This is a genomic window from Liquorilactobacillus capillatus DSM 19910, from assembly GCF_001434915.1.
GTDB classification, from domain to species: Bacteria; Bacillota; Bacilli; order Lactobacillales; family Lactobacillaceae; genus Liquorilactobacillus; species Liquorilactobacillus capillatus.
In genome coordinates, this window is the sequence record NZ_AZEF01000030.1 from 23,062 (window position 1) to 35,707 (window position 12,646).

A 12,646-nucleotide genomic window follows, 5' to 3' on the forward strand; every position below is an offset into this window, starting at 1 on the left:
AACACAAAAAAGTCTTAGAAGAAATGAAAAGTTCACTTCTTCTAAGACTTTTTTATCATTATCTACTCAGTTTATTCGCCGGTACCTTCTAATGGTCCTTCTTGATCGATAGCATCTTCTTTTGTCGTTTCAGTAACACCATGATCATGTTTAACTGGTGAGTAGATCGAGTAACACTTCATCACTGTATCGCCAGCATTGATGACATTATGCCAAGTATTATCTGGAACAACGATTGCTTCACCAGGATAAATCTTACGGTCAACAGTCAGTTTATCTTTATCTTTCCCCATCTGAACATGACCAACACCATCAACTAAGTAGATGAATTGATCATTTCCATGGTGGATCTCCATCCCGATATCACCGCCACGTGGTGGGATCGCCATCAATGTAACTTGGAAATGGTCACCTGTCCATAATGTTGTCCGGTAATTCTCATTTTGTTCAGCAGCTGCTTTTAAATCAACTGCAAATGGAGCAGCACCATAATCCTTCATTTCAATCTTTTCTTTCTTCATCGTTCATGTCCCCTTTCGCTCTCTATTATAACACAAATAAAGGTTTGCCTAACGTTAGTTTATGGTACACCAAATAAATTTATTGCGTAATCCGTTTTATTTCTACTGAACTAAAAGTTAGTTAAAAATGGCTGGAAATTAAATTTAAATAACGACTAACATAACAAAACAGCCTAATTCATCTGCTAGTGAACTAAGCTGTTTAAGTACTTCGCGAGGAAACGGTACCTCGTTATTTATTTTTTTATTTTTTAGGAGTTGTTAATCTTTTCAGCGTCGATCGTTTCAAAGTTTTACACTGCATAACAGTCTAATCGTTCATGACTTGCTTATCAAAAACCTCAATGTTATCTAAGCCGCCATACCAGTTGTACCATGGTGTTGCACCTTCGTTTAGAATATCATTTAATTCAGAGACATTCTGTTTTCCTTGGGTATTAAGCCATTCAATTAGGCCTTCACGCCCCTTTTGCGCATACACTTCAACACCGTCTAACCACGTTGCGCGTCCACCTAAAATACCATTGTATTTTGTTTGTGCCTGCCCTGCAAATGTTAGTTCATTGCGGAAGGTCTCAGCACTGACACCTGCGGAAAGGTAAATAAATGGGCGATCAACTGCATCATTTGCAGAAGCAAAATACTTAGCTGCCTCTTCTTTAGTGTAAAGCGGCTTAACACCTGCTGCAGTGTAGCCTTCAACATAGGCAAAATTAACTGGAACTTCAGTTTTGATGACATCAATATGATACTTCTCCTTAGAGAATTCTTTCATTGAGTCAATTACTAATTGTGGTTTTTCTTTAGCAAAAGCTACACTCTTAGAATCTGGAATCGCATCATCATAAGTTACGATCTCTACGAAAAGTGGGATATCAGCTGCTAAACCTTCATTACCCAATCTTTCCAAAAAAGCATGCTTGACGTCATTAATCTCTGGCTTATCATTAGGATTGTAATAAACTAGCACCTTAGCTGCATCAGCACCTTTAGCTAACAAACGCTCCAGACTTTCGTTAGGCAGTAATTCTGGAAAGCGACCCACAGTAGCAACATCATAGCCTGTCTTTTCATAAGACATGATCAAACCACTTTGTTGAGACTTGGACTTGATTCCCTTGAAGCCGAGTTCTTCATCCAGTAAAATACCTGAAACATGTTTTGTCAGAACTTGTGAAACAAGCTCCTTAAATTCATACACCATCTCAATATTATATTCCTTACCGGCTTTCTTAGCAGCTGCTTCCATCATATGTTTCATTGAACCACGCTGATCGATTGCAAGTGCCGCAATAATCCCATGATCATTAGAAAGCTGCTGTAATTTCTCGAACTTGCCTCGTGAAATTCTTTTCTTTGCCATTTTTGACTGCCTCCTATAATTTGAATAGCTTTAAATAGTAACTATTACGTTTTAGATGATACAACTTTATTTTTGCGTTGTAAAGAGGCTGTCATCCTTTATAGCGATTTTTAGACATACTAATAAGGTTTAGAATAAAACCCTTAAAAACTAAAAAAAGTAGTTCTAAGAAGTTAAAAATAGATTTCTTAGAACTACTTTTTTAGTTTTTATGTATGCAGAGAAAATTCTCTAGCATTCTTATTGCGACCAAACATTAACGTTAAATAACATGGCTAAATCGACCATGTTATCCATAAACCCCATCTCTTCTTTGAAGCACTGAATTCTTACTATCAATACTTAACTCACTATGTTTTATTGCTTGACTTTCGTCTGCTCCGCTGCTTTCAAGCCATCATTGATTGCCTGTGTGTAAATGATGTTACCACTCATTCGCCCAGCGAAATGAACACCATCGGTCCCCTTAAAGACTTCGGGGTGCTTGGCAGCCAGACTCTGCCAATCGGCTACCGTAACGTAATCATACTTAGCTGGCAATGTACGTTCAAAGTCCGCTAACTTAGATGAGTTCCAACTAGGATCAGCCCGTTGATCGTAAGGTGTTACTAAGATCAAACGGTGTCCTGGTGCAAGACTGCTAATTAGCTTTTCAAGCTGCTGATTAGTGTTATCTAAAGCATTAGTACCAATACAAAGAACAACATTCTGCCGCAAGATTTTATTCTTTTGCGCTGTCATCATCACTTGGTACGCTAGATCCATTGTTCGGTCACCAGCTGCATTGACATCACTATTAGGAACATGCTCACTAAGATAATCCCGAGCCCCTAATGTTACACTATCACCGATAATTGAAACACCCTTAGGGATCATTGAAGCAACTTTCTGTTGATGCTGAGCAGTTGTTTTAGCTTCAACGGCTGTCATGATGACTTGTTTAGTTGTCCCCATCTGATCCGCTGACTGTTTTAAACTGCCGATCCATAACTGCTGTTCTAATCCTGTCATCTGTGGAGCAGCCTTAATTGTATAGCCCGCTAAGATAAGCAGCATCCCTGCCGCAACAACAATTACCTGTCCCAACCGGGCGAGATTGAAGTTTGGACTAAGCGCCCGTGGTCGTTTACCAGCAATCAACGGTTCAATAATATAATAAGATAATGCTGATAACGGAACCCCAACAGCTAGCGTCAGCAATACTGCTAATGGAACACTGACTAACTGTGAGAAAATAACAAATAATGGCCAATGATACAAATACATGCTGTAACTAATATCCGCAATAAAGGTTGCCCAACGCGGCTCTTCAGTTTGCGGTGTTGCCGCGTGCAGTACCCGTGCCAATAAAATTGCTGCGGCAGCCAAGAAACTGGCTAAGAGGATTCCGCCTGTATATGTTCCGCGGTTAGCGAACTGTAATTGAAATCCTAACGCGCCTAAAGCAGCAAAAACTAGTAACAGCAATGGAACGACCACTTTAACATTAGCTCGCCGCAACGACCAATCAAATGTTGCTGTAACCGACTTTATTCCTGTGACACTTGCGAGGATCGCACCTACAAAGAATGGGAAAATATGTGTCAAACTTGAAAAATAGACAGGTGAATAATCTGTTAAGCCAGCACTACTGAAGGCCATAGCCAGAAAACTTTCACTTGCGAGTATCAGTGAAAGTAACCCAATCACCCAACGCAAGATATATCCACATTTTACTTCTGAATAATTCATTCGTCTAATAATATTAGTAAAAATTGCGATTAACAATCCCCAAATGATATAGAAATGCATCTCTACCGCCAGTGACCAAGTATGCACGAATAAGTGCGGAATGAATTTGCTCTCATAATTTCCACCTGTCAGAATCTCAAAGTAATTAGTGGTAAAACCAAGTGCTGCCGCAACCTGCTTGCCTAACCCAACAATATAGTCAGGTCGAACCAGATAGGTCAAGGGAATCACCACAAGAATCGATAATACTAATGGCGGAACTATCCGATAAAAACGCCGCCGGTAAAACGCTAATAACTTAAACTGACCGCTTCTGTTAAATTCATCGATCATCAAAGCTGTAATTAGAAAACCTGAAAATGTGAAAAAGATATCAACACCGATAAAACCACCTGGGTATGCTCCCTTAAAAAAATGGTAAGTTAAGACTGACACCAACCCGGCGATTCGGACGAAGCTAAACCATTTAATCCGCATGAATTAATTCTCCTTTTTTGAAAAGACCGTGATATTCTTTATGTCCAGCTGTTGTTAGAACACCCTTACCATCAGGAACACCGGCCTTAAAATGTCCAGTATACTGCCAACTCTCATGCGACTTAAAAACACCTTCACCCGAAAACTGACCGTCCTTGAATTGACCAGAATACCGATCATGACTAGCCAGCCTTAGGCGTCCATATCCATTAAACTTATCCTTTAATATCCCACCATTATATACGATCCGCTGGTGGTCAAGCGTATAACGCCCCTCTTTTGCTCGTGTTGCCATTAAGCTAAAGCCTGCCAGACTTACTAATAAAACTACAACAGCAATCTCAAAAACTATTCTCATCTTCATAATCCTGAATCCCTCAATTAATTTATTTGACCCATATCAACTAACATCTCTTGGCTAACAAACATTACGAATGCTCGCCTTCTCACCTAGTTTCTAGCACTAACGATATCAAGCCGGATCTCTTTCCACAATAATAATATCATATATCACCCCTTTTTTAAGCCTTACATTAAATTATTTTATCTTGCGTCCTGGAATGTGAACTAGAACACAAAGTTAACCGTATTATATGTAATGAGTCCCTATCAATTTTAACGCTTTGCTGATTATTAGCCCACTATTTAGATTCATTTATCACCAGTTAGAGCTGTGGCTCTTAAAAAAGGAACTTTTTAGACACAAAAAAAACTAGGCGTTATCATAACCTAGTCTCTGGAGCAGTTCATATGTTATATGTTGTAAAATCAATATATCACAGTATTTAGCTAAAGTCATACATATAGCTTTATGATTCATTTTAAAAGAATTCTATTGCCATAAATAAAAGTATTCCTAGTTAAAATAACTTAACTCAGGAAATGCTTTTTTGGTTCTATTACTAAGCTTGACGTCTCAAATGATCATTCATCATCTGAATAATTCTTCTCCCAATCGGCAGCTTGGGTAACACCAATCGTTTTGATTTTATAATCGCCATCTTGTTTAACGATTTCTGCGTTAGGATAGGTAAATTGCTGGACCTTGGTCGAACTTCCTGCATCCCCGCTATTATCAAAGGTATACTTAACTGAATAAGAAACGGTTGCCTTATTCTTACCTGCTGGCGTTACTGAGTTAACCTTAGTAACTTCAGAAGTATAGTTATCAACATTATCATTATTCTTAAATGACTGGAAGAACTTCAGTAAGTCATTGTAACTTGAATTGCTCTCTTGGCCAGTAAAAAGTTCGGCGGTCGAAGAATCTTCTGTTCCGGATTCTGCCCCTGAAAAAGCACTTTCTAGTAAGTCTTCAGCATCTGACTTAGCAACAACACCTTTGAATGTAGGAGCAATCGTATGATAACCGTATGATAATTTATCATTCACATCAACTGCCTTAGACTTTAAGTTTTGTCCTGCAACAGGAAGCGTAATATAGGCTTGAAGATCATTACTAAGTGGATAATCCTTAAATCTCAACTTACCATTATCATTTAATATTCCTGCTTTTTTATTATTCAAGTAGACTGTGGCACCTTTTCTACCACTAACAGTAAATGTAGCTATCCGGAGTTTAAGCGACAGATCTTGCGATCCTGAAGCAAGTTTATTCGTTGAAGTATTAACCAGCTTTCTTCCAGCAATCTTGCCAACGGCTTTAAACTTATACTTTCCAGGAAAAAGAGGACCAACCTTTTTACTATAGCTAGAGCTTGATGTTGTTGTTAGCTTCTTACCATCTTGGTAAAAAACAACTCCTGCATGATTAGTCGATAACGTTACATATGCAGCCGCAACATTGATCTTATACCGTGGGAAAAACAGCCATGCATTACCGCTTTGCTCAATAGAATAGGTTCCATCATATGTTGAACCATCTTGGAGTGTGCTTTTTAAGTCAGCTAGTTGCTGACGGTTGCTTTCAAAGTATCTTTGCATGGGTTTAACACTCTTATTAGATATTTTATTCTGTAAGGTCGGATCATTTGTCTTAATATATTTAGCCATGTTCTTATCAGAATCACCCATTGCTGTAATCATTCGATCAAGTTGCTTTTGAGGTTGATAGTAGTCTTTTAGGCCTAAGCACCCACCAACCAGCACAACAATAATAGCAATAACACCTCCAACTAACTGCTTATTCACAGGTTTCTTCGGTGGAATAGGTGTACTGCGCTGCATCGTCGTCTGTGCATCTTGGTTAGTAACTGTAGCTGAATCATCGTTCTTATTATCATTAGTCTTTACAGCAATTGGTGTTAACTTATGTCCGCAATTCGGACAAAATACCTCGCCGACTGCGACCTTGGTTCCACATTCAGGACAAAATATCTCTGCTGCCATCGTCTAATTACCTCCTTTTAGGAGAGAAGAGATAAACGAACCGGCTGTATCACCTAACTTAGAAGTTACCAAAGAAATAGCAATACTCTCGATAATGACACAAATAACCCCAGCGATGATCGCACCATAAATTCGATCGAGTTGTCCGGGCTTTTCAAGCACAACTACCCCACAGACAATCGTTATTGACCAGATAACAGCAACCACAAGCAATAAGATTGCACTAACAAGCATTGATACTACCGCGAAACCAGATAAGGCCATCAAGAAAAAGATTATATTCAAAATTAAAATTGAGCTACTGTAATGGGCTAACCTATTTAAATAATCAATGAAGGTTTCTGTTGCGGCTCCGCCCACTGCCCGGTGAATTAAGAAAGTAATCCCAACCATTGCTACGGCAGCGACTAGGATAATTAAAATAATAGCAAAGTAAAAATCAATTCCTAACGAATAACTTCCAGCATAGTTCGATGAAGTATTACCGGAAAAAGTTCCAATGAAACTATTAGCAGCATTAGTTGCAGCCGAAGTTGCTTTTTGTGCCAGGTGTCCGATTCCCAAAGTAAAGAAAAAGCTTTCTAAAAATAATGTCAAGATACCAGCATACTTAGTCGTCTTCTGTGCCTTAAACGGGCTTTTCCATGATACAAGCAGCCATGTCCAGTATCCTTGAAGAGCATTTTGCAAAGCTTGTGTATCGATTGGCGAAGTATTGGCTTGTGCATTTGCCTTACCCTGTGTATTATTTTGTGTTTCTGCATTATTCATATTTGCCTGCGAACTAGCAGTATTATTTTGAATAGCTTCCTGCGGCTGTGTAGTTGTATTAACCGTAGTTTGTTGTGCCGCAAGTGTACTTAGTTTCGTTCCGCACTTAGTACAGAACTTAGTATTGTCTTCCATCTCTGAATGACAGTTTGGACAAAGTTTCATTATGTATCTCCCCAAAAAAAAGTTATATATAAATACAAAGTAAAATTATAACACAAATAATAATCTAAATAAATTATTTAATTTTTTTGATAACTCTTAAGCATTGTTCGATCTAATAAGTCCAGGTTCCTTTTTAGTTTTAAAATCCGGTAAACTGAACTATCGATCCGTGCTTCTTTAATCTTCTTATCCTTAACGGCCTGTGTAATCGTTGCGACACCATCTGTAAAATTATTACTCAACAACATGTCATTACCAGCTTCAACTGCCAATAAATCTGCTGAAACATGCTTGTCTGCTGCAAACTTGGTAATAGCCCCCATCGTTAGGTCATCAGTGATGATCACTTTCTTAAAGTGCAGTTTCTTACGCAGAAGCTGGTGAACTTGCGGTGATAAGGATGCCGGATATTTGTCATCAATTGATTTAACCAGAATATGCGAGACTAAAACCGTTTGTGCTCCGGCCTTTATTCCTGCTTTAAATGGGATAAAATCATTTTTTTCAAAATCTGCGCTTGATTTATCAGTTGCGGCAAACCCCGTGTGCGTGTCCCCGGCTGATCCGTATCCTGGAAAATGTTTGAGGCTAGCCGCGACGTTGTTCTTCTGAATCACTGGGACTTCATCTTTAATGCAGGCTGCTGTCTGTTGGTAATCCAAGCCCAATGTCCGGTTATAGATAAAACTATTTTTATCACTTGAAACATCTGCGACTGGTGCAAAATTAAGATTGATCTGTAATGAATGCAAGAGTGCAGCTGTTGCTCCGGCTGCCTTAGCAACTGCCTTGTTTCCACCGCTTTGATGTAGCTGTTGTGGAGAAGGAAAAGTCTGGTTATTCGTCAACTGTGGATTAGCTTCGAGTCGTGAAACCATTCCCCCTTCTTGATCAGTCCCAATTAATAAAGAAAGGCCTGCTTGTTTCTTGTAGTTCTGCATATTGGTGATAAACTGCTGCTTTGTCTGCTCTTTAAAATCATTTCCAAAAAGGATAATCCCACCTGGCTGATTCTTTTTAATAATTGCAGTTGTATTATCCAAGTTACCCTGTGTCGGGATGATATACATCTGAGCAATTTTTTGCTGTAATGTCATCGACTTAATAACTTTTCTTAGTTGTTTGTTAGTAACTCTCTGCGCACTATTTTGAGCCTTTATCGTAGTTAACGGTACACATAGAGCCATTAACACTGTTCCTAAAACTAATAATAATTTCTTCATTTTTATCTGACCTTTTTATAAAAACTATTTTATTTATAAAACATAGTTGAAATTATAACACAGCTAAAAAAAGATTGTGAATTGATAATCTTCACAATCTTATAATTATAATGGAATGATACTCATTTGCCACTACCTTTAGCCTCTACCTTTACTATTTGTAAGTAACGATAAATAGTCGGCTCAGAGACCTTAAGAATTTCTGCAACCTCACCTACAGAATCTTTAAGAAGAAAATATCCTTGATTAAATAAACTTCTAACTACCTCTAACTTATCCTCACGCTTCAAATAATTGACTGATATGTTTTTTTGTTCACAAATTTTTATAACTTCAGATTTAGCTAATTCACTGATATTAGAAGTTAAACGTTCAGGTTCAACTTTTGTTGCCACTAATTTTTCACGACCAGCTACTGTTGATAAATTTACTGTTAAAGAATTATCTTTTGTTTCTAAATGCTTATAATCAACCACAATTTTGTCAACTAGTCCTTTTAGCTTATCGAAAATACTATCATCTGTATTTATACAAATCATTGCAACTAACTCGCCCTGATAGCGGATAAAGAACGTCGACGAACGCAAATTATGTCCACCACGAGAAACTCCTTCGTAATTCGCTAAAAACTGATCTTTTTCCTTTTTACCAGCCTGCATAGTTCTTAAAGCTAGATTTGTAGCTGGATCACCTATTTTTCTTTTTGAAACCTCAGCATTACGAATCGCAATTACTGAATGGTCCAGGTCGGTTAAATCATTTAACACTACCTCGCTTGTTTTCCCTAAAATTTCCGCCAAAAAATCAACCATCGGTATAAAACTTCTAATGTAATTACGGATTTCTTGTTCCTTATTCACAATTAAAGCCTTCTCCCATTAAAAAAAATTAATAAACTAATGATATTTTATCACTTAAGAAAAGTCAAACTCAACAATTTTATCATGTTATTGGATTAAAAAGCTAATTCTTTCATTAAATTCTATTTATAGTAGTAAGGATCTATTGTATTTACTTACAAAAAAACTAAGGCTAGATTTCTCTGCCCTAGTTTCATGTTAATTTATAGTAATTACTATAGATTAATCACCCATTACTTTTTTTCCAAAAATTTTCATTTTTAATTTTAAACCAGTTGGTGTCCCAGCAACTCCACCAATCCCTGTTTCACGTAACGCTCTGGGTAACCCTTTACCGACTTTGTCCATCGCTTGAATTACTTCATCAGCAGGAATTTTATTAGTTAGCCCTGCCAATGCCATATCTGCAGATATTAAACCGTTTCCTGCACCAATAGCATTACGTTTTACACAAGGCAATTCTACCAGACCAGCTACTGGATCACAAACAAGTCCAAGTAAATTACTAATTGCCATTGCTAATGCTTCAGATGACTGTCTCGGTGTTCCACCAGCAGCTTCTACTGCTGCTGCCGCTCCCATTGCAGCAGCACTACCAACTTCAGCTTGGCATCCACCTGTAGCACCAGCAATACCTGCATTATTAGCAATCACCATTCCAAACGCACCTGCAGTAAATAAAAATCTTACCATCTGTTCATGACTCAGATTTAAACGATCAGTTATCGTAAATAATATTGCTGGTAACGTTCCAGAAGATCCTGCAGTTGGTGTAGCACAAACAACTCCCATAGAAGCATTAACTTCATTGGTAGAAATTGCGTTCTGAACAGCACTTAACATTACGTCTCCTGATAACGATGTTTTTTCTTGACGGTATTTCTTTAGTAATACTGCCTCACCACCTGTTAGTCCTGTTTTACTGTGAACTCCCTTACCAGTTACTCCTCTTTTAGCAGCATCCTGCATAACTAATAAATTTTGTTCCATTCTTTGCCAAATTTCCTGTCTAGTCCCCTGGTTTTCAAGAATTTCCTGCTGAATCATTAATTCTGAAATACTAAGTCCTTTTTCTTCGGCATCCTTAACCAGTTCTTTAACACTTTCATACATAACTAACGCTCCTTTTTTGAATTATAAGTAAATTAATTCTGGTAGTTTATTAGAAAGTTTTGCAACTTCATCTACCCTTAGTTGTCTACTCAAATCATATTCAAACATTTGTTTTTGCTTGTTACTCGAACTATATCTATTAAATTTATGAATTTGTGTTAATTTATTCAGTTTTTCTTCAGCTATCTTTTTATCAGTACTATTACCCTTTATTAGCACTATTGGTAATGGTCCTTGAGGTTTAATATCAAACCCATCCATTTTAATACCACGAACTTCAATTGTACCTCCACCAATTGAACAACCGGCAAGAGTAATTTCTTTATCAATACTCTGCAAGTTAATAATAGCTGTATTAGGATGATTGATTGGACTATCTTCTTTTTCTTCTATAAATTTAACCGTCATACCTTTACTTTTAGCAGTATTAATTGCATCAGGTACTCTCGAATCATCTGGATTAAATCCTAAAATTCCGCTAATTATAGCATAATCTGTTCCATGTCCTTTATGCGTCTGAGCAAAAGATTCATAATAATGTACGGTTATCTTTTCAGGTAACCCATTAAAGACCTTGTTAGCTGCCCGACCAATAGCAACTGCCCCTGCCGTATGTGAACTTGATGGACCAATCATAATAGGTCCAATAATATCAAAAACACTTTTATAATTTGCTACCATAATGTTATCCTCCTTTAATTAAACTTAATTTACGCAACTGTATGTCTACTAGTTTTGGCATTAATCCTAGCCTTAGTATTCGTTCTAATTTCTTTAACTGTATGAATGTCAAAATGCCTAAATGCAAAGCTACCCAAGTAACCCCAAATTGTACTATTTATTAGTATTAGCAACACAGCTGCTACAGTCTTTAAAACCGGATTAAAACCAAAGGCAACAATTAATCCGGCCCATGGGGTCGCCATACCAGTAACATTTATTACTAGTCCAAAAAGTGTAACTATAATTCCATTAAAAGCACCCGCTATAGCATTAGTCAGAAAAACCGGAATCGGATTAGCCGCAATAATATCAATCTGCGTTAATGGTTCAATCGTTACAGCCAAAGTTGTTGAAAAATCTCCAAACTTAAGTTTACGGAATAATGTAAAGTTTAAAAAAGAGTTTCCTGTACAACCTAGAGCTCCAATTGCCATTGGAATCCCTGTCAAACCAATTAAACTAGTTAAAACCATTGAAGATAGCGGTGTCATTCCTACGATAGGAATAATCATACCCAAAATCGCTCCCATAAAAATTGGATTCCCTTGAGTAGCCGTAGTTACTGAACTTCCGATTAAATGTAATATAAATAACACACCTGGCGAGATAACTTTAGCAATCAAATTAACCAATATTGGTCCAGTTAAAACTATAACTATTAAATCTAAACCATCAGGTATAATTTTTTGTATTTTTTTGATTAAAAAAGAAACTAAATATGCAGCTATAAATGCTGGCAACAATTTTACTTTTAGAAGTGAGACACCAATCAAAACTGCAAAAACTGGATTAATACTAAAAGCTAAAGGTACTAGAGTTCCTGCTGCTAATCCTCCTAGTGATCCCATAATGTTACCTATTTCTCTAGCAAAATCGACATTAAAAACGCCTCCAATTGCATAACTTAGAAAAGCTTGCGGTAAGAATGTTGCACAAGCCGCCCCCGACAACGCACCTACGGCTTTTTTCCCATTAGGTGCTTCAAAAGTAAAAAGAGTCATAATTCCAATTACAGCAAGTAGTACTAAAACCCCGACAACAATTGACATAAAAATCTCCCCCCAGTTAAATATTTTGTGTCTAGCTGTGAATAAAAACACATGCTTTTTGATAAATAATTATTTCTACATTTAAATTCTATCACCGTGAAGTTTTTTTTGCACTATGATAATTTAATATCATATTGAAATTTAATTATACAAAAAAAGTTGAGGAAAATAATTTTCCTCAACCCTTTAAAAAGCTGTTTATATATAACTTAAATAGACTTTAAACCAAAAAATATAATTAAAATGAGAGTGTCAAATTTTATGTGTAAATAGAAAAGCCTCTCGTCCTTTTTTTAAAACA

The 12,646-nt window shown here is 37.1% G+C and carries 11 protein-coding genes; all 11 read right to left on the bottom strand.

The features are described 5' to 3' along the window. Positions 1-71: 71 nt before the first annotated feature. Complete coding sequence (locus tag FC81_RS07495; RefSeq protein ID WP_057745147.1) at positions 72-521, bottom strand: cupin domain-containing protein; 450 nt, start codon at positions 519-521, stop codon at positions 72-74. A gap of 310 nt (positions 522-831) precedes the next feature. Beyond that, a complete protein-coding gene (locus tag FC81_RS07500; RefSeq protein WP_057745149.1) occupies positions 832-1,884 on the bottom strand; it encodes a tagatose 1,6-diphosphate aldolase in 1,053 nt (350 codons plus the stop codon). A gap of 357 nt (positions 1,885-2,241) precedes the next feature. Then, on the bottom strand, positions 2,242-4,092 hold the full coding sequence (locus tag FC81_RS07505) for an acyltransferase family protein (RefSeq protein WP_057745152.1): 1,851 nt from the start codon (positions 4,090-4,092) through the stop codon (positions 2,242-2,244). Next, on the bottom strand, positions 4,082-4,456 hold the full coding sequence (locus FC81_RS07510) for an MORN repeat-containing protein (RefSeq protein ID WP_057745156.1): 375 nt from the start codon (positions 4,454-4,456) through the stop codon (positions 4,082-4,084). Before FC81_RS07510 ends, FC81_RS07505 begins: the two co-directional genes overlap by 11 nt. Before the next feature lie 560 nt (positions 4,457-5,016). Continuing rightward, positions 5,017-6,441, bottom strand: coding sequence for a zinc ribbon domain-containing protein (locus FC81_RS07515; protein ID WP_057745160.1), 1,425 nt, complete (start codon positions 6,439-6,441; stop codon positions 5,017-5,019). Positions 6,442-6,444: 3 nt separating this feature from the next. Further along, entirely contained in the window at positions 6,445-7,377 is a 933-nt protein-coding gene (locus tag FC81_RS07520; RefSeq protein ID WP_057745163.1) for a zinc ribbon domain-containing protein, read from the bottom strand. A 77-nt stretch (positions 7,378-7,454) separates the two neighbouring features. Further along, positions 7,455-8,600 (bottom strand): glycoside hydrolase family 3 N-terminal domain-containing protein, encoded by a 1,146-nt coding sequence (locus FC81_RS07525; RefSeq protein ID WP_057745166.1) that lies wholly within the window; start codon positions 8,598-8,600, stop codon positions 7,455-7,457. Positions 8,601-8,722: 122 nt separating this feature from the next. After that, a complete protein-coding gene (locus FC81_RS07530) occupies positions 8,723-9,460 on the bottom strand; it encodes a helix-turn-helix transcriptional regulator (RefSeq protein WP_235804657.1) in 738 nt (245 codons plus the stop codon). A gap of 222 nt (positions 9,461-9,682) precedes the next feature. Next, positions 9,683-10,573: an L-serine ammonia-lyase, iron-sulfur-dependent, subunit alpha gene (gene sdaAA, locus FC81_RS07535; RefSeq protein ID WP_057745168.1), complete on the bottom strand. Its 891-nt coding sequence runs from the start codon at positions 10,571-10,573 to the stop codon at positions 9,683-9,685. 21 nt (positions 10,574-10,594) lie between these two features. After that, a complete protein-coding gene (gene sdaAB, locus FC81_RS07540; protein WP_057745171.1) occupies positions 10,595-11,254 on the bottom strand; it encodes an L-serine ammonia-lyase, iron-sulfur-dependent subunit beta in 660 nt (219 codons plus the stop codon). 29 nt (positions 11,255-11,283) lie between these two features. Further along, a complete protein-coding gene (locus FC81_RS07545) occupies positions 11,284-12,345 on the bottom strand; it encodes a PTS sugar transporter subunit IIC (RefSeq protein ID WP_057745173.1) in 1,062 nt (353 codons plus the stop codon). Between the last annotated feature and the right edge of the window lie 301 nt (positions 12,346-12,646).

What these genes read in the sequence shown, in the direction of transcription:
- FC81_RS07515 (WP_057745160.1), bottom strand. Translation starts at nt 6,441, where the DNA reads ATGGCAGCAGAGATATTTTGTCCTGAATGTGGAACCAAGGTCGCAGTC.
- FC81_RS07510 (WP_057745156.1), bottom strand. Translation starts at nt 4,456, where the DNA reads ATGAAGATGAGAATAGTTTTTGAGATTGCTGTTGTAGTTTTATTAGTA.
- FC81_RS07495 (WP_057745147.1), bottom strand. Translation starts at nt 521, where the DNA reads ATGAAGAAAGAAAAGATTGAAATGAAGGATTATGGTGCTGCTCCATTT.
- sdaAB (WP_057745171.1), bottom strand. Translation starts at nt 11,254, where the DNA reads ATGGTAGCAAATTATAAAAGTGTTTTTGATATTATTGGACCTATTATG.
- FC81_RS07505 (WP_057745152.1), bottom strand. Translation starts at nt 4,092, where the DNA reads ATGCGGATTAAATGGTTTAGCTTCGTCCGAATCGCCGGGTTGGTGTCA.
- sdaAA (WP_057745168.1), bottom strand. Translation starts at nt 10,573, where the DNA reads ATGTATGAAAGTGTTAAAGAACTGGTTAAGGATGCCGAAGAAAAAGGA.
- FC81_RS07500 (WP_057745149.1), bottom strand. Translation starts at nt 1,884, where the DNA reads ATGGCAAAGAAAAGAATTTCACGAGGCAAGTTCGAGAAATTACAGCAG.
- FC81_RS07525 (WP_057745166.1), bottom strand. Translation starts at nt 8,600, where the DNA reads ATGAAGAAATTATTATTAGTTTTAGGAACAGTGTTAATGGCTCTATGT.
- FC81_RS07545 (WP_057745173.1), bottom strand. Translation starts at nt 12,345, where the DNA reads ATGTCAATTGTTGTCGGGGTTTTAGTACTACTTGCTGTAATTGGAATT.
- FC81_RS07520 (WP_057745163.1), bottom strand. Translation starts at nt 7,377, where the DNA reads ATGAAACTTTGTCCAAACTGTCATTCAGAGATGGAAGACAATACTAAG.